The sequence below is a fragment of the Methyloligella solikamskensis genome (assembly GCF_042676065.1).
Lineage (GTDB): Bacteria > Pseudomonadota > Alphaproteobacteria > Rhizobiales > Methyloligellaceae > Methyloligella > Methyloligella solikamskensis.
Map to the genome: position 1 here is coordinate 1,759,481 of NZ_JBHTJO010000001.1, position 22,615 is coordinate 1,782,095.

Sequence of the window (22,615 nt, forward strand, 5' to 3'; positions counted from 1 at the left end):
CCGTAGCCGGGGCTTATTTCGCCCAGCCGGCCGATCATCCAAGCAGGCCTTCAATGTCCGTCGACCGCGCGACCGTCCATCGTATTGCCAAGCTCGCCCGCATCGCCATTACCGAGGAGGAGGCGGCGCGGCTCGAAGGCGAGCTGTCCGGCATCCTCGACTGGGTGGCTCAGCTCGACGAGATCGACACCGCCGACGTGGAGCCCATGACGCGGGTGGTCGATATGACCATGAAGATGCGTGAGGACGTGGTGACCGACGGCGATTGCGCCGACGATATCGTTGCCAATGCGCCGGAAGCGGACGACGACTATTTCGTCGTGCCGAAGATCGTGGAGTAGGGGCGGCTTATGTCGGAACTGACGAATCTCACCATCGCCGCCGCCCGCGCCGGCCTCGATAAAAAAGAGTTTTCCGCGAAGGAGCTGGCCGAGGCTCATGTTTCGGCCATCGAAGCGGCCAACGAGGCGCTGAACGCCTATGTGCTGGTGACGCCGGACCGGGCGCTTGCGATGGCCGCGGAAAGCGACAAGCGGCTCGCCAAGGGCGAAGGCGGCGCGCTGGAAGGCATTCCGCTCGGCATCAAGGATCTGTTCTGCACCGAGGGCGTCGTGACCACGGCGTGCTCAAAGATCCTCGACGGCTTCACGCCCCATTACGAATCCACCGTGACGCGCAATCTGTGGGATGCGGGTGCGGTGATGCTGGGCAAGCTCAATAATGATGAGTTCGCCATGGGCTCGTCCAACGAGACCAGCGCCCATGGGCCGGTCGCCAATCCGTGGCGGCGCGAGGGTTCGGATGCGAAGCTCGTGCCCGGCGGCTCTTCGGGCGGATCGTCTGCGGCCGTGGCCGCCAATCTCTGCATGGGTGCCACGGGCACCGATACGGGCGGCTCGATCCGCCAGCCTGCGGCGCTGACCGGTACGGTCGGGCTCAAACCAACTTACGGTCGCTGCTCCCGCTGGGGCATCGTGGCGTTTGCCTCGTCGCTCGATCAGGCGGGGCCGTTCGCGCGCAACGTTGAAGATGCAGCACTGCTGCTCAACGTGATGGCGAGCCACGATCCGAAGGATACGACGTCCGTCGATGCCGCCGTGCCCGACTACACCGCCTCTCTGAAGGAGGGCGTGAAGGGGCTGACGGTCGGCATCCCGAAGGAATACCGGATCGACGGGCTGAAACCTGAGATCGCCAAGCTCTGGGATCAGGGTGTGGAATGGCTGAAGGCAGCGGGCGCGACCGTGAAAGAGGTGACGCTGCCCCATACGAAATACGCGCTGCCGTCCTATTATATTGTGGCGCCGGCGGAAGCCTCGTCGAACCTCGCCCGCTATGACGGCGTGCGCTATGGCTTGCGGGTCGAGGGCGACGACGTCATCTCCATGTATGAGAACACGCGCGAGGCCGGGTTCGGCGCGGAGGTGAAGCGGCGCATCCTGATCGGCACCTATGTGCTCTCGGCCGGGTATTATGACGCCTATTATCTAAAGGCGCAGAAGGTGCGGACCCTGATCAAGCGAGACTTCGATCAGGCGTTTGCCGATTGCGACGTGATCCTGACGCCGACGACGCCGGGGCCGGCGTTTGCGCAAGGCGAGATTTCCGGCGATCCGCTGGAGATGTATCTGAACGACATCTTCACGGTGACCGTGAATATGGCCGGGCTGCCGGGGATCTCGGTGCCGGCAGGGCTTTCGGGCGAGGGAACGCCGCTCGGCCTGCAGCTCATCGGGAAGCCTTTCGACGAGGCGACTCTGCTGCGGGCGGCGCAGGCGATCGAAGATGCTGCAGGGCCGCAACAGCGTCCCGCAGATTGGTGGACCAAAGCTGCGTAATTTTTGAGGAGTTCGGCGATGCCGGTACCTGCTGGGCGATGTGCCAATATGGAAGAGGTGCGCGAGGAGATCGACCGGATCGACCGCACCCTTGTGGATCTGATCGCTGAACGCTTCTCCTATGTGGACCGGGCGTGGCAGCTCAAGGCCTCGCCGGACGATGCGCGGGTGCCCTGGCGGGTGCAGCAGGTCATCGACAAGGTGAAGGTTCACGCCGAACGCAAGAATTTGCCGCCGGAGCTGGCCGAGGCGCTGTGGCGCCAGATGATCGGCTGGTTCATCCAGTACGAAGAAGAGAAGCTGCGGGCGAGCAGCGCCCAGTACGGACCGAAGGACTAATCGCGCGCGATGCAGGAGACGGTGGAAAAGAACGATCTTCTGATCGAGGGTGAGACCGGCGATTGGGAAGTGATCATCGGCATGGAGGTGCATGCCCAGGTCTCCTCCAACGCCAAGCTGTTCTCCGGCGCGTCTACGGGCTTCGGCGCGGCGCCGAATTCCCATGTCAGCCTGGTCGATGCGGCCATGCCTGGCATGCTGCCGGTCATCAATTCCGAATGCGTGGCCCAGGCGGTGCGCACCGGGCTCGGGCTGAAAGCCGAGATCAATCTCTATTCGGTGTTCGACCGGAAGAACTACTTCTATCCGGACCTGCCCCAGGGCTATCAGATCTCCCAGTACAAGCAGCCCATCGTCGGCGAGGGCGAGGTGATCGTCGATCTGCTCGACGGCACCCGCGTGGTGGTCGGCATTGAGCGGTTGCATCTGGAGCAGGATGCGGGCAAGAGCCTGCACGATCAGCATCCGAAGAAGAGCTTCGTCGATCTGAACCGTTCCGGCGTGGCGCTCATGGAGATCGTCTCGCGGCCCGATATCCGGTCCTCCGAGCAGGCCAAGGCCTACGTCTCGAAGCTGCGCACCATCCTGCGCTATCTCGGCACCTGCGACGGCAACATGGAGGAAGGTTCGCTCCGGGCCGACGTGAACGTGTCCGTGCGCCGGCCCGGCGATGCGCTCGGCACGCGGGCGGAGATCAAGAACGTGAACTCCATCCGCTTCATCGGCCAAGCCATCGAATACGAGGCCCGGCGCCAGATCGAGCTTCTGGAAGAGGGCGGCGAGGTCGTGCAGGAAACGCGGCTGTTCGACGCCAAGACCGGCGAGACCCGGTCCATGCGGACCAAGGAAGAGGCGCATGACTACCGTTATTTCCCCGATCCCGACCTGCTGCCCTTGGAGCTGACCCAAGACTGGGTCGACAGCCTGAAGGCGGATCTCTGCGAGCTGCCGGATGAGAAGCGCGAGCGTTTCATCGCCGATTTTGGCCTGTCGCCCTATGACGCCTCCGTGCTGGTGGCGGAGAAGGAGCGCGCCGACTATTTCGAAGCGGTGGCCGAGGGGCGCGACGGCAAGCTTGCCGTGAACTGGGTGAACAACGAGCTGTTCGGCCGGCTGAACAAGGAAGGCTTGGGAATCACCGACAGCCCCGTTTCGGCGGCGCAGCTCGGCAAGCTGATCGATCTGATCGCCGACGACACGATCTCCGGCAAGATCGCCAAGGATGTGTTCGACATCCTTTGGACCGAAGGCGGGGATCCTGCGGAGATCGTCGAATCCCGCGGTATGAAGCAGGTCACCGATACGGGCGCCATCGAGGCGGCCGTGGACGAGGTGATCGCCGCCAATCCCGACAAGGTCGAGCAGGTGAAGGAGAAGCCGAAGATGATCGGCTGGTTCGTCGGCCAGGTGATGAAGGCGACCGGCGGCAAGGCGAGCCCCCAGGCTGTGAACGACCTGCTGAAGGACAAGCTTGGGGTTGAAGAGTAGGGGCGCTGCTGCTTGCTGGCGGAGCGCGCGGCCTCTCGCCGCGTCATCCTGAGGCGCGAGCGAAGCGAGCCTCGAAGGAGGCGCGGCCCCGGGTAAGCTGCCTATCCTTCGAGGCCCGACGCGTTCCGCGTCGAGCACCTCAGGATGACGGTGTTTTTGGCGCGGCGCGCGCCACAGGTTATTCGTCATTACCGGGCTTGACCCGGTGATCCATTCCGCTGGCCTTTCGGCATGCTGAGACGTATCGGCATGGATGCCCGGATCAAGTCCGGGCATGACGACGGTGAAGGCCCAGACTCGATACTCAAGGAGACACCCATGACCCACGCCATGCGCGTTCACGAATATGGCGGCCCGGACGTCATGCGCTGGGAAGAGGTGGAGATCGGCGATCCTGGCCCGGGCGAGGCGAAGATCAAGCAGACGGCGATCGGCCTCAACTTCATCGACGTCTACACGCGCAAAGGTCTCTATCCCCAGCCGAGCTTCCCTTTCGTGCCGGGTTTCGAGGGCGCGGGCGAAGTTCTCGCGGTCGGTGAGGGCGTCTCCGATATCGCCATCGGCGACCGGGTGGCCTACGCGGGCGCGGTCGGGGCCTACGCCGAAGAGCGGCTGCTTCCGGCCGACAAGCTGGTGAAGATCCCGGACGGGGTGACGGACGAGGTGGCCGCCGCGGCGATGCTCAAGGGCATGACGGCCGAGGCGCTGCTGAAGCAGGTCTATAAGGTCGGCCCCGATACGGTGATGCTGTACCACGCGGCCGCCGGCGGCGTGGGGCAGATCGCCACCAAATGGGCGGCGTCGCTGGGCGCCACGGTGATCGGCACGGTGGGCTCGGCGGAAAAAGCCGAGATCGCAAAGGCGAATGGCTGCGCCCACGTTATCAATTACCGGGAGCAGGATTTCGTTGATGCGGTGAAGGAGATCACCGACGGCAAAGGCGTGGACGTGGTCTACGATTCCGTGGGCAAGGACACGTTCCCGGCCTCTCTGGATTGCCTGAAGAAGCGCGGGCTCTTCGTGACCTTCGGCAACGCCTCGGGCCCGGTGCCGGATTTCAGCGTGCTGCTTCTGAGCCGGAAGGGCTCGCTCTATATGACCCGGCCGTCGCTGTTCGACTATGTCGGCACGCAGGAGGCGTTGCTGGCCACGGCCAACGACCTGTTCGACGCGATCGAGACGGGGAAGACCGCAATCGAGATCGGCCAGCGCTATGCGCTCAAGGATGCCGGTCAGGCCCATGCGGATCTGGAGGCGCGCAAGACCACCGGATCGACGGTGCTCCTGCCGTAGGACGGCCGACTCTTTTTCCAAAAGATTTCTCATGGTTACGCGGATGTGAGCTGGAAGAGTCAACAGACTCTTTCAAAATCGCGTGTGTTTACCTTTGGGGCGCTAAAGAGGCCGATCTGTAAACCGAGATTACCATTCGGTTTCCAAGAAGTTATTTCGCGTTAATATCTACATTTAGACGTTGTTTATCTGACAAAGCCCATCATCCCCCTCGTCAAGACGCAATAAGAGGTTCGCTCTTCTGGAGATCAGCAAGAAGTAATCCGGAAGTTTTGGACAGCAGTTACGGGGGATGATCAATGGCTCGCTTTGAGATTTTTACAGAACAGACTGACACTGCCGCGACGAGCGGAGGGCCTGATGTTCTTTTCGCGCTCGGAATTCAGTATTCGACCGGCCGCGACGTGGAGGCCGATCTGGTGACGGCGCATAAGTGGTTCAACCTGGCCGCGCTGCGGGGCAACGACGAAGCCAAGCAGCATCGCAAGGAGCTGGCCGCGGTGATGTCGCCGGACGAGATCGCGCTGGCCCAGAAGGCCGCGCGGGAGTGGCTCTCCACCCACTAAGCTTTTCAAGCGACCCCATTGGGCTTGGTCGGGGGCCGGTCCAGAGGACAAGAAGAACGATAAGGGCAAGAACAAGAAGAAGAGAACAACAAGAAATGGCGCGGCCCTAAGTGGCCGCGTTCCCCACCGCTCCCAAAAAATAAAAATCGGAGCGGTCGGCGAGGGCAGGGCAGCGCTGCTGGGGGGCCGCGCAACGCTCAAGCTCTCCACGGGAGGCACAGATCGAGGGGTGACGGTTGGGGCCGTGGCCCCTCGAGCCGTTTCTGGAGGAGGGCGCCTAGCGCGAACGGCTTAGTTCGACGCGTCCTCGCTGCCGCAATTGAAGAAGAAAGACTTCATGCAGCGATAGGACCGGTGGGCGAAGGATTCCTCGCTCTCCGGCTCAGGGCTTGGGGCTGTCGCCGCGGGAGCGGATGGCCGCTGAGCGGAAGCCGGCGGTGGTGCCGCCCTTGGCGCGGTTGCCTGCGGGGACGGTGCGGCGGGTGCGGGCGTCTCTTCCGCCCCGTAGCCGAAGCGCGATTTGGTCCCATCGATCATGCCTTTGCCGAGATCGAACAGGGTGGAGCGCCCTTCCTCTTCGGGCGTGGCGAATTTCTGCTGCTCGCGGGACATCCGATTCTTGTAGTCCTGGACGCCCGAATTCTGCTGCAGCAGATCCGGCAGCGCCCCGCCGCTATAGGCGTAGACCTTCTCGGGGCCCCGGCAATTGGGATCGCGCGAAGCGGTGCATTTGGCGTGGCCTTCCGACTTGGTGGTCGAGAGCACGCAGAAGAGCTTTGCCGCATCGGAATATTGCTTGCCGACGCCGGTCACCTTGCAGCGATAGGTCTGGTTGGGGCCCGAGCAGCGCACGCAGAACTCTGCCGTCTGGGCTAAGGCGGCGGGGCTTGCGACAACGAGCAGGGCGACGAAGCCCGCAACAGCTGCTGCGCGGGGCGCGAAAACCGGTGCAAGGCGTTTTGGCATCTCTATTCGCAGGTGGCTCGTCGGTGTAGCAATCGAAACGAATTATACCACAAGACGCGCAATCAGGCTGCCCATCTGCGCGTGTGGGCGCCCCATATGTAATATGCCGGTGCAAGCCCCTTGCACGGGTGGCTTTCCGTCGAGTAGGAAGAGGTCCTTCAGGAGACGTGGCCGAGAGGCTTAAGGCGGCGGTTTGCTAAACCGTTATACGGTGATAAGCCGTATCGAGGGTTCGAATCCCTCCGTCTCCGCCATTTTTTATCTCACGCCAGTTCGCTTCGCTCACGGCTCCGATGGGGTGCCCTGACCGGCCGGCGGGCAGTGGCCCTTGCGAGCGCCTGGGCGCTCGGTTTTTCTCACTCACGGCAATTCGCTCCGCCCATGCCTCCGAGGGGTGGGGTGAGCGGCGGACGGTCAATGCCGGACAGCGTCGGCAATCTGCTGGAACATGGCGCGGTTCTCCGACAGCGCCATCTGTTTGAAGCGGGCGATGGCCGCGCGCTCTTCCTTAGTGAACGGGGCGATCTGCGATGGCGGCAGTCCGGCAGCCTTTTCCGCAAACGCTTCCGCGCCAGGCAGCAGCCTATGAGATAGCCCGACCTCCTCCAGCAGCGCCTCGACCTTCCAGGAGTTGGGCGGCACGGCGAAGAAGGGAAGTCCCAGATCGAGGGCGATGCAGACCGCATGAAAACGGCCGGCGAGCAGAAAGCCGGCTTCGGTCTGGAGCAGGCCGATGAAATCATCGAAATCCTCGACAATCTCCAGATAGCGGGCGCGATAGACGGGATCGGGATGAATGCGTGCAAGCGTGGTTCTCACCCGGTAGCGGAGCGCCTCCCGGTCGAGCAGGCCACGGCCCTCCGGCGGGCGGCTCCGCAGCGGCAAGAAGCGGGCGCCGGGCAGAGTCTCCGACAGGCGGAAGAGGGCGGTCGTCTCCGCCCCCATGCTGGAATCGGTGATGAACAACGTGTCGCCGCGCCGCTCACGGTCGGGCGCGCGGTAGGTGAGGGTGAGATCCGGGGCGTAGCCAGCCGTCATGCCATGCTCGGCGAAGCTCTGCTGGCTGTACCGGTCCCGGGCGAAGACGCACGTATAGCCCTTAAGACCTTCACCCAAGGAGGGCGGCAGGTCCTGACAGATCGTGTTGATCAGGAAGGCGGGGGGCCCGGCCGCTTGCGCCTTTGCCCCGAGCGCGGCGATGGCGTGGGCGCCCTTGGTGTCGTGATGGAGGGTTCCCTCGCCGTTCACGACGATCAGATCCGGCGCCTCGCCTTTGATGGTCTCCCAGGACGCGGTGAGGGGCAGGGTGTGGGCAATCCCGATCCCCGCCTCGCGCGCGAGCTCCGCCAGCTGCCGGTTGACCAGCGCGCAGCCGTGATGGCCCTTGGCCGCGGTATCGTTGACGAGGACAGCGCGCAGAGTTCGCGTCATGAGAGGACAGCAGCGCTTCTATTGGGTTGGCGGGCGGTCGGCCCTTCCTGTAGCGGAAGGGCCTGCGCCGCGCCAGAGGGCAATCGCTATAGGCCAATCGCTCCTGCCTCGCGCCAGTTCTGCGGCGAAGCCCCTATTCCTCCAGGAGGAAGGAGATCTTCGCGTTGACCCGGTATTTGACGATCTTGCCGCCTTCGACCTTGGCGTCGTGGTTCTTGATGTAAATCGATTTGACCTCGCGCACGGAATTGGAGGCCTGGCTCACGGCGTTTTGCGCGGCGTCTTCCCACCCCGTGTCGGATTCCGCGAGCACTTCGATGACTTTGAGCATGGACATAGGCTTTCCTCCTTTTGCGTTTCCTCCTTAATCAATGGAGGAAGGGGCGGTCGGGTTCAGGAGAAAAGTGACAGTCGCCCTAGGGAGTAACCTTTCCACCGCCGAAAATGCCGGTGGCCTCGTAGCGATGGCCGGTAACGCCCCAGTTTCCGATGACGCCCGCGGCAGGGACGGCGCCATCGCTGACGAAGGATCCGCGGGCCGTGCCCACGGTGCCGCTGCCGGCGAGGATGCCGCCGAAATGATTGGGGCCCGGCACCGCTTTCAGGCTATTGCGCCCGGTGCCGAAAGTGCGGCCATCGAAGTCTGAGATGGTCAGCTGGCCGCGGCGCTTCGCGAAATTCCAATCCATATCGAGATCGCCGGTTGCGCTATACTTTTCGCCCCGATTGATCACGTTGCCGAAGGCCGTACCGTGATAGCTGGCCGAGCCCGTGACCGGCAGTTCGTCGACGGGGGTGATGTCGCCGGCGATCCACCAGCCGTCGATGCGGGTGTTGGAGACCGAACCGGCGTCGCCGATATGCTCCGCCTGCACGCCCCAAGCGCCCCATTTGATAAAGTCGCACTGCTCGCAGATGGCCTCGGCGGGCAGGGGGGTATGACTGTTGGTGACCGCGGCGCTTTCGATCGTCCCAATGAGGCTCTGGCCGGTCACCTTGTGGCGGTTCTCCCGCCAATAGAGGGACGGGGGCCAGATGCGCAGCTTCAATTCATGATCCACGATCGAGAGTTCGCGCGCTGCCGTAGTGAATTCGGTGTCGCTCGCGTAGTCCGAGGTGGGGCCGAAGACGGCATTGTATTCCGTGTAGGACACATCGAGCAGGTCGGCGTCGTAGACATTGATTCCGGCGGAGACGGTGTTTCCCGCGGCATCCAGGATCAGGTGGACGTCCTCCGGAGACAGGCTCACGACCTTCTCGGTGCTGTGTGAGCTGCGTGGACCGAACCATGTTTGCCGGGTCGTCTCGGTTCGCGCGAAGCCCGATGCATAGCCCTGGAAGGTGCCGCCGACTTTCACCGGTCCCGACGGCGGATTGGTTCCGGGATCAGGTGGCAGACCGCCAGAAGGCGGCAGCCCGTCAGTCGGCGGCTTCTCACCGATTGTGGGCGGACCACCGCCGGGCGGTGGGTTGCCGGGCGGGGGCGGATTGCCGGCGTTTTGCTGAGGCGGCTTCTCTTCTTGCTTCTGGATTTCCTGATTGATCAGCGTCGTGGTCGCGTCGGTGCTCAGAGTTTGAACCGAGACCCAGTCCGTGGAGGTGTTGCCGCTCGATTGCCGGCCGGTCGTGCCGCCCGTCGAGGCGTTGGCCGCGGAATTGGTCGTGTTGCCGCCTTGTCCGAGGGCATAGACGCGCCCGCGCCCCCGAAAGGCATGGGTGAAGATGTTTGTATCGTCCGGCCCAGTCCTTCGAACTTTCGGGCCACCCGAGGCATCGATGGTGTAGCCGGGCTGGAAGGCCCGATAGCTGCGTCCGTTGCTGCCGGTCAGGACGAGCTCGTTGCCGTAGAGGAAGGAGAAAATTCGTCGCCCGCCGCCGATATAGGCCTGGAACATGCCGCCCCGGATGGCGAGTGCGCCGGAGGGTGTCTTCACCGTGACGCTATCTGCGTTCTTTGAGATCTTGCCGCCCACGAAGCGAATGGCGCCCTTGGAGAAGGTGGCGACGATCTCGCCTTGCTTCTTGGACGGGTCGTAGACGAATTTGTCGATTACCAAATCCGAGCCGGCACCGACCGTGAAGGTGGAGCCGTCATTGAGCAGGACCTGCACCAGCCCTTCGTCCGAGGTGTTGATACGCTCATTGAAGAAGATCGATTTGCCGATGCTCAGCTGCTCGCGCTTGCCGCCGTTGAGCTGGCTGAAGGCGTCGGGGTTGACGGCGGCGGCGGTGCCGACTTGTTCTGCGAAGGCTGAGGTAGGGAAAACGATGGCGGCGCAAAGCGCGCTCGCAAGAAGAGGCCCAGCCCACGCAGTCCGCGTGGAATTCCGAAAACAACCCATAATGATCCCCTCCCGTCCTCGGCCCGGGCATCAAAGAGCTGATATGGCCTCCGCAAGCTAGAGTAGCATATTTCTCGTGTGCGCTGCTGAAGAATGCAGGGGGAGTTTTCAAATGTGGGGATTGGGAGGGCCCGATCCGGCCGGGATTGACGCGGCCTATTGCGGGACCGGCCCAATGCCGGGCCCGGCAAAGATGCCGCCCGCTTGGTAGTTGTTAGTGTCTTTGATGGCCCAATTTCCGATCACCGCACCTGCCGGGCCGTTATGATTCACAAAAGCCCCGGATGCGAAACCACTCGGATTGCCTAGCTGGCCACGATTGCTCAGGGCACCGGTAAACAGGTTCTGGCTTCCGACTTGGTCTAGCTCTCCACCGAAGTGACGACCATCGAAATACATATTCATGTCTCCGGATCGATCAGCAAAGTACCAGTCTAGCGTAAAGCTGCCCGTTTCGTGGGTGCTCCGAGTGACGTTCTGGCCGTTGCTTTCAAGAACACTGCCGAGCACGTCACCCGCGTAACGCGCGTTGGCATTTTGCGCCTCTAGATTATCGATTTGAACGGGCGAAGTCAGCTTGTTGGACGCGACCCAGTATGTTGGGGCAGTCGTCGCCATGTAGTCGCTATACCCTCCTTGCCCTGAGCCAAATCCCATCGCTCCAGTTACAGCCCCCCATTTCATGAAGCTACATTGCTGACAGAAGCCTTCAGGCCCGCTTTCCCTAAAATTTGTTGCAGCGAAACTGTTTGGATAGGGCAGATAATCTGAATCGTAGACGGTCAGCGTCGGGGTGAAGTTGACGCCGTTGTCACTGGCGAAGCTGAAATCATACTTTGTAACCACGGGATCCCGGTAAGGTGCATCGTGCAGGATCATGCGCGATGTGGCGGAGCCATCACTGTATTGGACGAGATTGAAGTTGAAACCGCCATCCTCAGGACTGCCCACTGAGTTGATAAATCCCGCGGGCGTATCCGAATAAATTGTTCCGCCTGCGAAGCCCGTATACACAGCGGTTTTAGTCGGCTCGGTCGGCTCCGGAGTGGGATTCGGGTTCGGGTTCGGCTTCGGATTGGCTGTGTTTTCCTGATTCTGAATCTGCTGATTGATGATCGTCGTTGTCGCATCGGTGATGATTGTCTCAATGCTCTCAAACGGATCGATAGAGTTGTCGCGGGTCTGCTGGTTCTGGCTGTTGCCGGAATTGCCACCGGTGCCGTCACCACCTGTTCCATTGCCGCCGCCCGTGCCGCCGGCGACGGCCCGGCCGCTGCCGCGCAAGGAGTCCATGATCATGTTGGTGTCGGCGGCCGTCGTGGGCCGAACCCGCGGCGTTCCACCGGTGAGGTCGAGGGTGTAGCCCGGCTGGAAGACTCGATAGGTCTGTCCATTGGAACCGGTCAGGACGAGCTGATCACCGTAGAGGAACGAGAAGATCGCACCCTGGCTGTTAATGGAGCCCTGGAACATGCCGCCGCGGATGGCCAGCGCGCCCGACGGCGTCTTCACGGTGACGCTGTCGGGGCTCTTGGAGATCTTACCGCCGACGAAGCGAACCACGCCCTTGGAGAAGGAGGCGGCGATCTCGCCTTCGTTCTTGGACGGATCGTAGACGAACTTGTCGATCACCAGATCGGAGCCGGGACCTACGGTGAAGGTGGAGCCATCGACCAGCAGCACCTGCACCAGGCCTTCGCCATTGGTGTTGATGCGCTCGTTATAGAAGATGGATTTGCCGATCTTGATCTGCTTGCCGCCAGAGAATGCATCGGGCTTTACGGCGGCGGCGACGCCGACCTTGTTGGCGGAGGCGTCGGAGGGCAGGGCGAGGCTGGCGCCCAGCGCCAGACTGCCGAAAAGGGCGAGCGCGGCGAAAGGCGCTTTCCACGCGTTGCGCGCGGCTTTAGCAGTCCGACCCATGATGATCCCCTCCCGTCCTTGGCTGGGCATCAAATAGGGGCCGCGGCGGCCCTCTACAAGGCAGGGTAGCACAGGGGCGGTGCTTTTACCTCTGGGTATTGCCAAGGCGGACCTCAAAACGTCTTTTGAATACCGAAGATTAGGCTGAGATCGTCGAAATCCCGGATGTCGTAGTTCGACGATTGATCGCGGTATTCGACCTGGGGAATCAGCGCCCAGGTCTCCGCCACCGGAAGGATCATGGCTGTCCGGCCCCAGAAGGTGGTGTCTTCCTCACTCGCCGTGGGATCGATGGTCGGATCGGGCGAATCGTAGTCGCGGCGGATCACGCCCGCGCCCACCTGCCAGGTCCAGGGATAGCGGCCGGTCCAAAGCGGATTGGCGAAGGTCCAGGCCACGCCGCCGGAGAGCGCGATCTCCCAGTTGGAATAGAAATCCGCCGTCACGTCCTCGCGCTGGGCATAGCCTTGGGTGGTCAGCACGACCCCCGGGGCCGTGATGTAGGAATAGGTCAAGCCGAAGCGGGTCTGAGGGCCGTCGCGCAGGCTCGCCGTGGGCAGCTCCGCGGTGTCGTTGAACTCGCGCACGCGGGTCTCGAGGCGCGCATCCAGGAAGGCCCGATCCGCCGCGAAACTCGTGAGGCGAAGGCCGGCGCCCGGCGCGCTGAAATAGTAGTCGTTCCCCAGATAGGCCAGGTCGCCGATGGCGTAGACATAGCCGCGGCTCTTGGGCATGCCCCAGCGCTTGAGATTGTAGCTCGGGCCCAGGGTGGCCTCGAAGAAGTTCAGGTTGATGTCCTGAAGCACGTCGTCGAAGTACCACGAGTTGTAGGTCGTGAAGTCGAATTCGATGGTGTCGCCCTGACGCTCCCGGTCGTGGGAGTAGTGCAGGTTGCCGATGGTCAGGTTGCTCCAGCCAGAACGGCCCACGGCCTGGTCGTCGAGGGTGAAGTCGATGCCGTTCAGGGTCACCGTGTTGTTGGCAGGACCTGTGTTGGCATTACTCTCCCAACGGATGCCGGTGTAGATCGAGCCGGAGAAGGGCTCGGGCTCTGCCGTCACATCCAGCTGCTCGATATAGATCTGGACCTGCTGGGCGATCTCCGGCGGCGTTGCCGGGTTCACCTTGGCCTGCTGCAGATAGTTGCGGGAGACTTCGTAGGCGCCGAGCTTGTAGTAGAGGATGCCGAGCTCGAGCTGAATCTGGGGCGTGTTGGGCTGATAGATCAGCATGCGCTCCAGGGTGGAGACGGCGCCTTCCAGGTCGCCGACCATTTTGGAGAGCTTCACATACTCGAAAGCCAGGTCGAGATCGTTGGGCCGCGCCATCATCTCGACGAGCATGGCCTGGCGGCGCTGTTCGATCTGTGCGGGGGTGAGGGGTTCGCCTTTGGCCACAGTGGAAGAGGCGGCGAGCGCGGGAACGCTGCCACTCATCACAATGCAGAAGGCAGCCATAATGGCTGCCAGATAGCGATACCCAGCCCTCATCACTCAATCTACCAGCCCTGTTCGATCCGCCAAAAATACCGGAGGCCCCGGATGGCAGCAAGGTGAGGTAGCAGCTCAAAGGCGCTGTTTCTGCCAGTTGTGGCCGCAAGATCACGGAATTTGTGCAGATTCGGGACGCCGGGGCGGATGCGGATTGGTTAACGGGGTTTAAGTCTTTTTTTAATTGTCTGGAGCGATTGATGGACCATCGCTCCGGGGAGGGACCGTAAGGACCCCGGGGCTGCTTTGACGCGTCAATCAGTTCTTGCGTAGACGGGGTCCAAATTGAAACGGGTGGGGTTGCCCAATAGAGCGCCGCGCGTGGCCGGCGCGGTGCGCGCCATGTCCTATCCTGAGGCGGCGCAGCTTCTGCTTGCATTTCTGGCGGTCATCGGCCTCGCGGTCATGCTGAATGGCTGCGGGGAGAGCGGCAACGGCGAAAAGCTGGGGCCGCGGGTGATTCCGCTCGGCCAGCCCGTGCCGAAGGGCGGGGGACGCCGGGTCGTCGGCAAGCCTTACAAGGTGGCCGGCCGATGGTATGAGCCGAAAGAGGTCAACCACTACACGGAAGTCGGCACGGCCTCTTGGTACGGCGAACTCTTCCATGGCAGGCGCACGGCGAACGGCGAGATCTACGATATGAACCGGCTTTCGGCGGCCCATCGGACTTTGCCGCTGCCGGCGCTCGTGCGCGTCACCAACCTTTCCAACCGCCGGACCATCGTGGTGCGCGTGAACGATCGCGGGCCGTTCTCCAATAACCGGATCATCGATCTTTCCAGCCGGGCGGCCCATGCGCTCGGCTATCGGAAGGAGGGCGTCGCCAAGGTCCAGGTGACCTATATGGGACCGGCGCCGATCAACGGCGACGACAGCTTTGAGCGGCAGTTCCTGGCCCAGCAGCGCTGGACCCATTACGCCTCCAACGAAGATGGGCCGCGGATGGATATTCCAAAGCCCATGGCGCTCGGCAGCCTGCCGAAACCGCCGACACCCACCCAGAAACCGGCCCCGGCGCCGAGTCCGCAGCTCGTTTCGGCTCCGGCCCAATCCGCGCCATCGCCGCAAACCGTCTCGTCTGGCAGCGGGTACGCCATCCAGGCGGGCTCGTTCTCAGTTGAGGAGAATGCCATGCAGGCTCATCAGACCCTGGGCGGTATCGGCAGGGTCGACGTGGCCCCGGTGACCGTGAACGGCACAGTCTATTACCGGGTGCAGGTGGGACCGTTCGGTGACCGGATTTCAGCGGAAACGGCGCGGGCGAAGGTGGCGGCGGCGGGCTATTCCGGCGCGCGGGTCGTCAACCCTTGAAGGCGGCTTGTGGGTAACGCCCGACCGCAGTCCGATTGATTTTCGAGCGAGCCCACTCGATAGTAGGGTTAAGGACGCGCGCAAAGGGCGTTTCCCTGCATTCCATCACAATCAAGCTTGCCGTATCCCAACCCAATGTCACCAGTCTCGGGCTTTCGTAAGGTTTTTCAATCTGTTGCCGTGGCTGGTGCGGTGGCAGCAGTGGCGGCATATTTCGCGCTGACGGGGCTTGGCCTGGCCGCGTCGGCGGCCGAGTTCGCCACGGATGCGAAACACGCGATGTTGGTGGAGGCCGATACGGGGATCGTGCTGTTCGAGAAGGACGCCGACACCAAGATGAAGCCCGCCAGCATGAGCAAGCTGATGACGCTTGCGGTGGTCTTCCGGGAGCTGAAGGCCGGCCGCATCAAGCTCGACCAGGAGTTCAAGGTCAGCGAGCATGCCTGGCGGACGGGCGGGGCACCGTCGGGCACCTCGGCCATGTTCGCACCGATTCACTCCAACGTGACTGTCGACCAACTGATCAAGGGCATCACCGTGCAGTCGGGCAACGATGCGTGCCTGATCCTGGCGGAGGGAATCGCCGGGTCGGAGGAAAAGTTCGTCGCGATGATGAACGAGTACGCGAAGGAGATCGGTCTCACCAATTCGCATTTCGAAAACACCACCGGGCTGCCGGCGGAAGGCCATGTGATGACGGCCCGGGATATCGCGACGCTCGCGGAATATCTGCGGACGAAATATCCTGAGTATTATCATTACTTTAGCGAGCCGACCTTCGAGTACACCCGCTACACCTTCCGCAACCGCAATCCGCTGCTGGACGAGGGCCTCGGGGTCGACGGGCTGAAGACCGGCTACACCAGAGACGCGGGCTACGGGATAGTGGCGAGCGCCGACCGGAAGGGCCGGCGCATCAACGTCGTGGTGGCGGGGCTCGCTTCCAAGAACGACCGGGAGGCGGAGGCCAAGAAGTTGCTCCAATGGGCCTACAAGCATTTCAAACGCTACCGTCTCTTCGACGAGGGCGAGAAGGTGAGCCGGGCGCTGGTCTGGGGCGGCGAAAAGCACTACGTCCCGCTGGTGGGCAAGGGCGATATCGATGTGCTCCTGCCGATCTCCAACGATCCGCAGGTGACCGCCAGCATCGCCTATCAGGGGCCTGTGAAGGCGCCGGTAAAGAAGGGCGATCACCTGGGCTATCTGCGGGTGGAAGGGGTGGAGCTGAAAACGAAGAACGAGATCCCGCTCTATGCGGGGGAGGATATCGCGCCGTCGGGCTTCGCCTGGCGGGGGCTCGATTCTCTGTTCGTGCTCGCCTTCGGCTGGGCCCTTTAGAGGTTTAGAGGTTTCCCGATGCGGTTCGATAACGGACGGCTGATCACGCTGGAAGGCGGTGAGGGCTCGGGCAAGTCCACCCAGGCCGAGATCCTGGCCATGCGGCTGGCGCGTGCCGGCCGCCGCGTGGTGGCGACACGGGAGCCAGGCGGCTCACCGGGGGCGGAAGCGATCCGGGAAGCCATTCTGTCCGGCAAGGTCTCCAAATACGGTCCCTTCGCCGAGGCGCTGCTCTTCGCCGTCGCCCGCAAGGATCACATCGACTGTCAGATCGGCGCGGCCGTCACGGACGGCAAATGGGTGGTCTGCGACCGCTTCGTCGATTCCACTCGCGCCTATCAGGGCGCCATGGAAGGCCTGCCGCGCTCTATTCTTGAGTCTTTGGAGCGGCTTACGGTGGGCGACTTCATGCCCGATCTCACCCTGATCCTCGATATCGATCCGGAAGCCGGCATGGCGCGCGCCAATGCCAGGCGTGAGGAGGGGGAAGAGGTGGACCGGTTCGAACAGGAGGAGTTGCTGCTGCACGACCGGGTGCGCCAGGGGTTCCTCGATATTGCCGAGGAAGAGCCGGAGCGCTGCGTGGTGATCGACGCCAATCAGCCCGAAGAGATCGTCGCCGAAGATATCTGGGAAGCCGTGACGGAACGGCTCGGCGCCTGATGGCGGCGGCGGACAGCAAAGCCCGCGACGAGGAGCCCGATCGGCTGGCCGGATTTCCGGCGCCGCGTGAGACCCACCGGCTCTACGGCCATGAGGATCCCCGCGCGCAGTTCGAGCGCGCGCTGGGCGAGGACCGGCTCCATCACGGCTGGCTGATCTCTGGGCCGGAGGGGATCGGCAAGGCGACCCTCGCCTATACGCTGGCCCGGGAGGTTCTGGCTCATGATCGCGCCGGAGACGATCCGGACGACCCCGAAGGCCCGCTGTTTCATCAGGTGGCCGGGCGCGCCCATCCCAATCTCCTGATCCTCAACCGGACTTTCAATCCGAAAACCAAGCGCTATTCCCAATGGATCGGCGTGGATGAGGTGCGCCGCCTGCGGTCGTTCCTGGGCGGCACGGCGGCCCAATCCGGTTGGCGGGTCATTATCGTCGACCGGGCGGATGAGCTGAACGCCCAGGCCGCGAACGCGCTCCTGAAAGGTCTGGAAGAGCCGCCGGCGAAGACGGTGTTCCTGCTGGTCGCCACGGCCGAAGGCCGCCTGCCGGTGACCATCCGGTCGCGCTGCCGTTCGTTGCGGCTCCATCCCCTGGAGGACGAGGAGGTGGATCATGCGGCCCGGGAGGCTTTGGCCGCGGTCGATCACACGCTGGACGAGGAGACGCTTCAAACCGCCATTGCGCTGGCCGAGGGCAGCGTGCGCCGGGCGCTGGTGCTGACAGGGGGCGAGGGGATCGCGCTCTACGGCGAGATCCTTCAGGCCTTTCGGAATTTGCCAAAGCTCGACGCGGCCTGGCTACACAAGAAGGCGGAGAAGCTGTCGGCGCCAGGCAACACGGAGCAGCTGGAGCTGTTCTTCGCGCTGCTGCTGGGGCTGCTGGAGCGGTTGATCCGGGCGCGGGCGACGGAGACCGGCCGGCACGCGTCGGAGTCGGCACTGGCCGACGACCTCATTCGGGACGACGATCTCGGCCGCTGGGCGGAAGCCTGGGAGGCGATTGGCAAGGCCCATGACGAGACCCTCGGCCTCAATCTGGACCGGGGCGTGCTGGTGCTGGACAGCTTCTCGCGGCTTCAGAGCCTTGCTGAGCGCACAAACCGTTAGCCGCACCGCTCGCGAACGCTTGCGGGGGGCCGGGCGCACGGCTATGTCTCCGGCCATGTCTGGCGAAGATTCCTATTACATCACCACCGCGATCTCTTACCCCAACGGCGAGCCTCATATGGGCCATGCCTATGAGGCGATCGCCACGGACGCGTTCGCGCGCCACAAGCGGCTCCAGGGCAAGCAGGTCTATTTCCTGACCGGCACCGACGAGCATGGCATCAAGATGGTGCAGACGGCGAAGGCGGAGGGCATCACTCCGGCGGAGCTTGCCGACCGCAACACGCCGCGCTTCCGCGAACTGGTCGCGGCCATGAACTGCTCCCACGACGATTTCATCACCACCCGGGAGGAGCGGCACTGGGCTTCGGTGACTGAGCTCTGGAAGCGGATGGCCGACGCGGGCGACATCTATCTCGACACCTATGCCGGCTGGTATTCGGTGCGGGACGAGGCCTATTACGACGAGGACGAGCTGACGGAAGAGGGCGGCCAGAAGCTCTCGCCCCAAGGCACGCCGGTCGAATGGGTCGAGGAGGACAGCTACTTCTTCCGGCTCTCCGCCTATCAGGACAAGCTGCTCAGCTTTTACGAGGCCAATCCCGGCTTCATCGGACCGGAGACCCGGCGCAATGAGGTCGTAAACTTCGTGAAGGGCGGCTTGCGGGATCTGTCCATCTCGCGCACCAGCTTCGACTGGGGCGTGCCGGTGCCGGGCGACCCGAAGCACGTCATGTATGTGTGGGTCGATGCGCTGACCAACTACATCACGGGCGTCGGTTTTCCGGACGAGGAGAGCGAGCAGTTCAAGCGCTTCTGGCCGGCGGATGTGCACATCATCGGCAAGGATATCGTGCGCTTCCACGCTATCTACTGGCCGGCCTTCTTGATGTCGGCGGGCGTTGCGCTACCCAAGAAGGTGTTCGGCCATGGCTTCGTGAACAATCGCGGGGTCAAGATGTCCAAGTCTCTGGGCAATGTGGTGAACCCGTTCACGCTGGCGGAAGAGTTCGGCGTCGATCAGCTTCGCTATTTCCTGCTGCGCGAGGTGCCCTTCGGCCAGGACGGCAATTACTCCTCGGAAGCCATCACCACGCGCATCAACGCCGATCTCGCAAACGATCTGGGCAACCTCGCCCAGCGCTCGCTCTCCATGATCGCCAAGCATTGCGAGGGCAAGCTGCCGTCCGCGACCGGCTACACCAAGGAAGACGAGGCTATCCTGCTGGCCGCCGACAGTCTCGGCTCTCTGGTGGACGAGGCCATGGAGGCCTACGCGCCCCATAAGGCGCTGGAGGCCATCTGGAGCGTCGTGGCGGACGCCAACCGCTATTTCGCGGGCGAGGAGCCCTGGGCGAAGCGGAAGACGGATTTTGAGCGCATGGAGACGATTCTCTATGTGACGGCCGAGGTGCTACGTCAGGTGGCGATCCTGGCCCAGCCGGTGATACCGGTGAGCGCCGCGAAGCTTCTGGATCAGCTTGCGGTGCCTGAGGACGAGCGTGACTTCGAGGCGCTGGGCGAGCCCGGGCGGTTGACGCCCGGCGTCTCGCTTCCCACACCTGAAGGCATCTTTCCACGCTACGAAATGCCTGCGCAGGCCGAGTGAGCGACCCATGCATGTGATCGACAGCCATTGCCATCTCGATTTCGATTCGCTGGCGGAGGACCGCGAGGCTGTGCTGCAGCGCGCAGCCGACGCCGGCGTCGACCTGATGGTGACCATCTCTACCCGGGTGAAGCGCTTCGACGAGATCCGCGCGATAGCCGAGGCTCATGAGAACGTGTTCTGCTCGGTTGGCACCCATCCCCACAACGCCCACGAGGAGCTGGACGTGACGGCCGAGGAGCTCGTGAAACTTTCAGAGCATCCCAAGGTGGTGGCGATCGGAGAGGCGGGGCTCGACTATCATTACGACAACTCGCCCGTGGATGCGCAGGCCCAAGGCTTCCGGACCCATATCGCTGCGGCGCGGGAAACCGGCCTGCCGCTGGTGATCCATGCCCGCGAGGCGGATGACGATGTGGCCGCCATCCTGGAGGAAGAGACCGAGAAGGGGGCGTTCCCCTTCGTGCTCCATTGCTTCACCGCCGGGCCGGATCTCGCCAAGCGCGGCCTGGCCCTGGGCGGTTATCTGTCGGCCTCGGGCGTGCTGACCTTCAAGAAGTCCGACGCCTTGCGCGAGATCTTCGCCGAGGCGCCCATCGACCGGCTGCTGGTGGAGACGGATGCGCCGTATCTCTCACCAGAGCCTCATCGCGGCAAGACCAACGAGCCGTCCCGGGTGGTCCATACGGCGGCGAAGCTGGCGGAGGTCCGGGGCGTGAGCGAGGACGAGATCGGCAAGATCACCTCAGACAATTTCTTCCGTCTGTTCTCCAAGGTTCCGCGCGAAGCGGCGAGTGCCAAGGCCAATGCGGCGTAAGGCGCGGCGGTCTATCTCAGGCGGTCTTTATCCATGAGCTTGAAGATCACGATTCTCGGCTGCGGCACGTCCGGCGGCGTGCCCCGGATCGGCGATATCTGGGGTGATTGCGACCCCGACAATCCGAAGAACCGGCGGTTTCGCTGCTCGCTTCTCGTGGAGAAGGAAGGGCCGCAAGGAACGACCACCATCCTGGTGGATACCTCGCCCGACTTGCGCCAACAGTTGCTGAACGCCGGCGTCTTCTGGGTCGATGGGGTGCTCTACACCCACGACCATGCCGACCACACCCACGGGATCGACGATCTGCGTATGATCGCCTTCAACGGCCAGAAGCGGGTGAAGGTCTATCACGACGTCCATACGGGGGCGGTGCTGCGGAAGCGCTTCGACTACTGCTTCGAGACACCGCCGGGCAGCGACTATCCGCCGATCCTCGATTCGACCGATATCGAGCCGGGCAAGGCCTTCACCATCTCAGGGGCAGGGGGCGACATCGCCGTAATGCCCTATCTGCAGCAGCACGGGAGCGCCCACAGCATCGGCTACCGGTTCGGCAGTATCGCTTATTCGCCGGATACCAACGATCTGCCCGAGGAGAGCCTCAAGCATTTGCAGGGCCTGGATGTCTGGATTCTGGATGCTTTGCGGCCGAAGCCCCATCCAAGCCATCTCAGCGTCGATGAGGCGCTTGCCTGGGTGGAGCGGATGAAGCCGGCGCGGACCGTCTTCACCCATATGCATATCGATCTCGATTACGAGACCTTGATGCGAGATCTGCCCCAGGGCGTCGAGCCCGCCTATGACGGGCTCGTGCTTCATACGGAAGAGTAGGCTGAGCTTACGGCTTGTTGCCGATGGGTACGTTGACCGAGACTCGGCCCGAGGCGGACGGATCGAGCTCCGAATTCATGGTCTCGGTGTAATCCATGGTCGCGCGGATGCTGTAGTCGTCGGTCTTCGTGAGCGCGACACCGCCGCCGACCTTGTTGATTGGCGCGGCGTTGGTGAAGTCCGAATCGTCCACGTTGAGGCTGCTCTCGAAATATGCGAACGGCTCGATCTTCTTGTTCTCGCCCGCCTGGAAGGGCCGCTTGATCTCCGGCCGAATGGAGACGCGGGTCTCCTCGATATGCTCCGACCCCACGCCGGCAACGGGAATATCCGCATCCTCGGTGATGTGGGTGACGGCGCCGGACGGGGTGAGCTGCATCTTCTTGATGCCCCAGTTGCCGCTGACGCGGGCCTGGGTCAGGGAACGGTTGGTGGCGTAGCTCGCCGCATCCTCGCCGGTGCGGGCCACGTCGTTGGACTGGCCCCAAAGGGATTTGGCGTCGACGATGACCTTGTCGGTAACGCGATAGGCGGCGTAGGGGCCGGCCATATAGGCCTTGCCGTCGACCTCTTCGCTGGTGCCGACGACATGCTGATCGGCTTCGTCGGACTGAACCATGCCGCCGACCAGGGTATCGGAATTCAATTTGTAGTCCGCGCCGACATAGGTGGTCACCGCGTCGCCGTTGCGCCGCGTATCGCCCGACGTATCGAGGGATTGGCTCTGGCTGCGCACCCAGACGTCGACGGGCGGCGCCTGATGGCGCACGGGCTCGGGCAGCTTCACATCCTCGCCGCCGTTCTCCTTGGCCTCCTGCAGGCGCTTGCGCTCCGCATCGGTGAGGGCGGCGCGCCATTCATGCAGGCTCGTCTCGACCCTGGTTCCGCTGCCGGCTTCTTGCATGTTGAACGGCGTCTCGACATTGCCGTCGGCCTGCCAGTGATTGGTGTTCAAGCGTTTGGTGACCCGGTCCTGATTGGGATTGGTGGCAAGCGTCCGGCCGAAGCGGTTCTTGACCATGTCCTGGCTCATGCCGGGCACGGCCACGCAGCCGCTGGTGTTGGTGGTGGTGCAGGCCATCTGAGCATACGCAGGGGACGCCAGCACCGTCGCGCCGGGCAGGCTGGCGAGGATGGCGGCGCGAACACCGTTGAGAATGCTCTTCTTGGCTCTATCGGGCGCGCTTTTGGCGTGCGCCTTCTTTGTCTCGATCATGGTGGCCTCGTTCCCTCAAGACGGAAAATGTCTCGCCCTCCGTCT

Annotated in this window: 20 protein-coding genes and 1 tRNA gene; 14 read left to right on the top strand and 7 right to left on the bottom strand. The window is 63.2% G+C overall.

What is annotated here, in order from left to right; all coding sequences use genetic code 11:
• Nucleotides 1-53 precede the first annotated feature (53 nt).
• From gatC to ACFQ2F_RS08610, 6 genes are all read left to right on the top strand, one after another.
• On the top strand, nucleotides 54-341 hold the full coding sequence (gene gatC, locus ACFQ2F_RS08585; RefSeq protein WP_379088604.1) for an Asp-tRNA(Asn)/Glu-tRNA(Gln) amidotransferase subunit GatC: 288 nt from the start codon (nucleotides 54-56) through the stop codon (nucleotides 339-341).
• Between the two features lie 9 nt (nucleotides 342-350).
• Nucleotides 351-1,838, top strand: a complete 1,488-nt coding sequence (gene gatA, locus ACFQ2F_RS08590) for an Asp-tRNA(Asn)/Glu-tRNA(Gln) amidotransferase subunit GatA (protein ID WP_379088607.1) — start codon at nucleotides 351-353, stop codon at nucleotides 1,836-1,838.
• An 18-nt stretch (nucleotides 1,839-1,856) separates the two neighbouring features.
• A complete protein-coding gene (locus tag ACFQ2F_RS08595) occupies nucleotides 1,857-2,177 on the top strand; it encodes a chorismate mutase (protein WP_379088610.1) in 321 nt (106 codons plus the stop codon).
• 9 nt (nucleotides 2,178-2,186) lie between these two features.
• On the top strand, nucleotides 2,187-3,665 hold the full coding sequence (gene gatB, locus ACFQ2F_RS08600; protein ID WP_379088613.1) for an Asp-tRNA(Asn)/Glu-tRNA(Gln) amidotransferase subunit GatB: 1,479 nt from the start codon (nucleotides 2,187-2,189) through the stop codon (nucleotides 3,663-3,665).
• Nucleotides 3,666-3,983: 318 nt separating this feature from the next.
• Complete coding sequence (locus tag ACFQ2F_RS08605) at nucleotides 3,984-4,958, top strand: quinone oxidoreductase family protein (protein ID WP_379090650.1); 975 nt, start codon at nucleotides 3,984-3,986, stop codon at nucleotides 4,956-4,958.
• Nucleotides 4,959-5,257: 299 nt separating this feature from the next.
• The gene (locus ACFQ2F_RS08610) at nucleotides 5,258-5,524 is read left to right on the top strand and encodes a hypothetical protein (RefSeq protein WP_379088615.1); all 267 of its coding nucleotides are present in this window, start codon (nucleotides 5,258-5,260) and stop codon (nucleotides 5,522-5,524) included.
• A gap of 291 nt (nucleotides 5,525-5,815) precedes the next feature.
• Here the strand turns inward: ACFQ2F_RS08610 and ACFQ2F_RS08615 are convergent, their stop codons facing one another.
• A complete protein-coding gene (locus ACFQ2F_RS08615) occupies nucleotides 5,816-6,490 on the bottom strand; it encodes a hypothetical protein (protein ID WP_379088618.1) in 675 nt (224 codons plus the stop codon).
• Between the two features lie 161 nt (nucleotides 6,491-6,651).
• Here ACFQ2F_RS08615 and ACFQ2F_RS08620 point away from each other — a divergent pair.
• Nucleotides 6,652-6,744, top strand: a tRNA-Ser gene (locus ACFQ2F_RS08620).
• Nucleotides 6,745-6,904: 160 nt separating this feature from the next.
• On the opposite strand, the gene ACFQ2F_RS08625 is transcribed toward ACFQ2F_RS08620, so the two are convergent.
• The 5 genes from ACFQ2F_RS08625 to ACFQ2F_RS08645 form a co-directional block, all read right to left on the bottom strand.
• Entirely contained in the window at nucleotides 6,905-7,921 is a 1,017-nt protein-coding gene (locus ACFQ2F_RS08625; protein WP_379088621.1) for a polysaccharide pyruvyl transferase family protein, read from the bottom strand.
• A 133-nt stretch (nucleotides 7,922-8,054) separates the two neighbouring features.
• Nucleotides 8,055-8,258, bottom strand: coding sequence for a dodecin family protein (locus tag ACFQ2F_RS08630; protein WP_379088624.1), 204 nt, complete (start codon nucleotides 8,256-8,258; stop codon nucleotides 8,055-8,057).
• A 79-nt stretch (nucleotides 8,259-8,337) separates the two neighbouring features.
• Complete coding sequence (locus ACFQ2F_RS08635; RefSeq protein ID WP_379088627.1) at nucleotides 8,338-10,263, bottom strand: FecR family protein; 1,926 nt, start codon at nucleotides 10,261-10,263, stop codon at nucleotides 8,338-8,340.
• Nucleotides 10,264-10,419: 156 nt separating this feature from the next.
• Nucleotides 10,420-12,186: a FecR family protein gene (locus tag ACFQ2F_RS08640; RefSeq protein WP_379088629.1), complete on the bottom strand. Its 1,767-nt coding sequence runs from the start codon at nucleotides 12,184-12,186 to the stop codon at nucleotides 10,420-10,422.
• Between the two features lie 113 nt (nucleotides 12,187-12,299).
• Nucleotides 12,300-13,643, bottom strand: a complete 1,344-nt coding sequence (locus tag ACFQ2F_RS08645; RefSeq protein WP_379088632.1) for a tetratricopeptide repeat protein — start codon at nucleotides 13,641-13,643, stop codon at nucleotides 12,300-12,302.
• Between the two features lie 333 nt (nucleotides 13,644-13,976).
• Here ACFQ2F_RS08645 and ACFQ2F_RS08650 point away from each other — a divergent pair, with 333 nt between their 5' ends.
• From ACFQ2F_RS08650 to ACFQ2F_RS08680, 7 genes are all read left to right on the top strand, one after another.
• Entirely contained in the window at nucleotides 13,977-14,987 is a 1,011-nt protein-coding gene (locus tag ACFQ2F_RS08650) for a septal ring lytic transglycosylase RlpA family protein (RefSeq protein WP_379088635.1), read from the top strand.
• 201 nt (nucleotides 14,988-15,188) lie between these two features.
• Entirely contained in the window at nucleotides 15,189-16,325 is a 1,137-nt protein-coding gene (locus ACFQ2F_RS08655; RefSeq protein ID WP_379088638.1) for a D-alanyl-D-alanine carboxypeptidase family protein, read from the top strand.
• An 18-nt stretch (nucleotides 16,326-16,343) separates the two neighbouring features.
• Nucleotides 16,344-16,988, top strand: a complete 645-nt coding sequence (gene tmk, locus ACFQ2F_RS08660) for a dTMP kinase (protein ID WP_379088640.1) — start codon at nucleotides 16,344-16,346, stop codon at nucleotides 16,986-16,988.
• Nucleotides 16,988-18,094: a DNA polymerase III subunit delta' gene (locus tag ACFQ2F_RS08665; protein ID WP_379088643.1), complete on the top strand. Its 1,107-nt coding sequence runs from the start codon at nucleotides 16,988-16,990 to the stop codon at nucleotides 18,092-18,094. The genes tmk and ACFQ2F_RS08665 overlap by 1 nt, the downstream gene beginning before the upstream one ends.
• Nucleotides 18,095-18,149: 55 nt before the next feature.
• A complete protein-coding gene (metG, locus tag ACFQ2F_RS08670) occupies nucleotides 18,150-19,703 on the top strand; it encodes a methionine--tRNA ligase (RefSeq protein ID WP_379088645.1) in 1,554 nt (517 codons plus the stop codon).
• A 7-nt stretch (nucleotides 19,704-19,710) separates the two neighbouring features.
• On the top strand, nucleotides 19,711-20,520 hold the full coding sequence (locus ACFQ2F_RS08675; protein ID WP_379088648.1) for a TatD family hydrolase: 810 nt from the start codon (nucleotides 19,711-19,713) through the stop codon (nucleotides 20,518-20,520).
• A 33-nt stretch (nucleotides 20,521-20,553) separates the two neighbouring features.
• Entirely contained in the window at nucleotides 20,554-21,354 is an 801-nt protein-coding gene (locus tag ACFQ2F_RS08680; RefSeq protein WP_379088650.1) for an MBL fold metallo-hydrolase, read from the top strand.
• 7 nt (nucleotides 21,355-21,361) lie between these two features.
• Here ACFQ2F_RS08680 and ACFQ2F_RS08685 read toward each other — a convergent pair whose 3' ends face one another.
• A complete protein-coding gene (locus ACFQ2F_RS08685) occupies nucleotides 21,362-22,570 on the bottom strand; it encodes an autotransporter outer membrane beta-barrel domain-containing protein (RefSeq protein ID WP_379088653.1) in 1,209 nt (402 codons plus the stop codon).
• Nucleotides 22,571-22,615: the final 45 nt, after the last annotated feature.

Coding starts and splice junctions, on each gene's coding strand:
- gatC (WP_379088604.1), top strand. CDS start 54: ATGTCCGTCGACCGCGCGACCGTCCATCGTATTGCCAAGCTCGCCCGC.
- gatA (WP_379088607.1), top strand. CDS start 351: ATGTCGGAACTGACGAATCTCACCATCGCCGCCGCCCGCGCCGGCCTC.
- ACFQ2F_RS08595 (WP_379088610.1), top strand. CDS start 1,857: ATGCCGGTACCTGCTGGGCGATGTGCCAATATGGAAGAGGTGCGCGAG.
- gatB (WP_379088613.1), top strand. CDS start 2,187: ATGCAGGAGACGGTGGAAAAGAACGATCTTCTGATCGAGGGTGAGACC.
- ACFQ2F_RS08605 (WP_379090650.1), top strand. CDS start 3,984: ATGACCCACGCCATGCGCGTTCACGAATATGGCGGCCCGGACGTCATG.
- ACFQ2F_RS08610 (WP_379088615.1), top strand. CDS start 5,258: ATGGCTCGCTTTGAGATTTTTACAGAACAGACTGACACTGCCGCGACG.
- ACFQ2F_RS08615 (WP_379088618.1), bottom strand. CDS start 6,490: ATGCCAAAACGCCTTGCACCGGTTTTCGCGCCCCGCGCAGCAGCTGTT.
- ACFQ2F_RS08625 (WP_379088621.1), bottom strand. CDS start 7,921: ATGACGCGAACTCTGCGCGCTGTCCTCGTCAACGATACCGCGGCCAAG.
- ACFQ2F_RS08630 (WP_379088624.1), bottom strand. CDS start 8,258: ATGTCCATGCTCAAAGTCATCGAAGTGCTCGCGGAATCCGACACGGGG.
- ACFQ2F_RS08635 (WP_379088627.1), bottom strand. CDS start 10,263: ATGGGTTGTTTTCGGAATTCCACGCGGACTGCGTGGGCTGGGCCTCTT.
- ACFQ2F_RS08640 (WP_379088629.1), bottom strand. CDS start 12,186: ATGGGTCGGACTGCTAAAGCCGCGCGCAACGCGTGGAAAGCGCCTTTC.
- ACFQ2F_RS08645 (WP_379088632.1), bottom strand. CDS start 13,643: ATGGCTGCCTTCTGCATTGTGATGAGTGGCAGCGTTCCCGCGCTCGCC.
- tmk (WP_379088640.1), top strand. CDS start 16,344: ATGCGGTTCGATAACGGACGGCTGATCACGCTGGAAGGCGGTGAGGGC.
- ACFQ2F_RS08665 (WP_379088643.1), top strand. CDS start 16,988: ATGGCGGCGGCGGACAGCAAAGCCCGCGACGAGGAGCCCGATCGGCTG.
- metG (WP_379088645.1), top strand. CDS start 18,150: ATGTCTGGCGAAGATTCCTATTACATCACCACCGCGATCTCTTACCCC.
- ACFQ2F_RS08675 (WP_379088648.1), top strand. CDS start 19,711: ATGCATGTGATCGACAGCCATTGCCATCTCGATTTCGATTCGCTGGCG.
- ACFQ2F_RS08680 (WP_379088650.1), top strand. CDS start 20,554: ATGAGCTTGAAGATCACGATTCTCGGCTGCGGCACGTCCGGCGGCGTG.
- ACFQ2F_RS08685 (WP_379088653.1), bottom strand. CDS start 22,570: ATGATCGAGACAAAGAAGGCGCACGCCAAAAGCGCGCCCGATAGAGCC.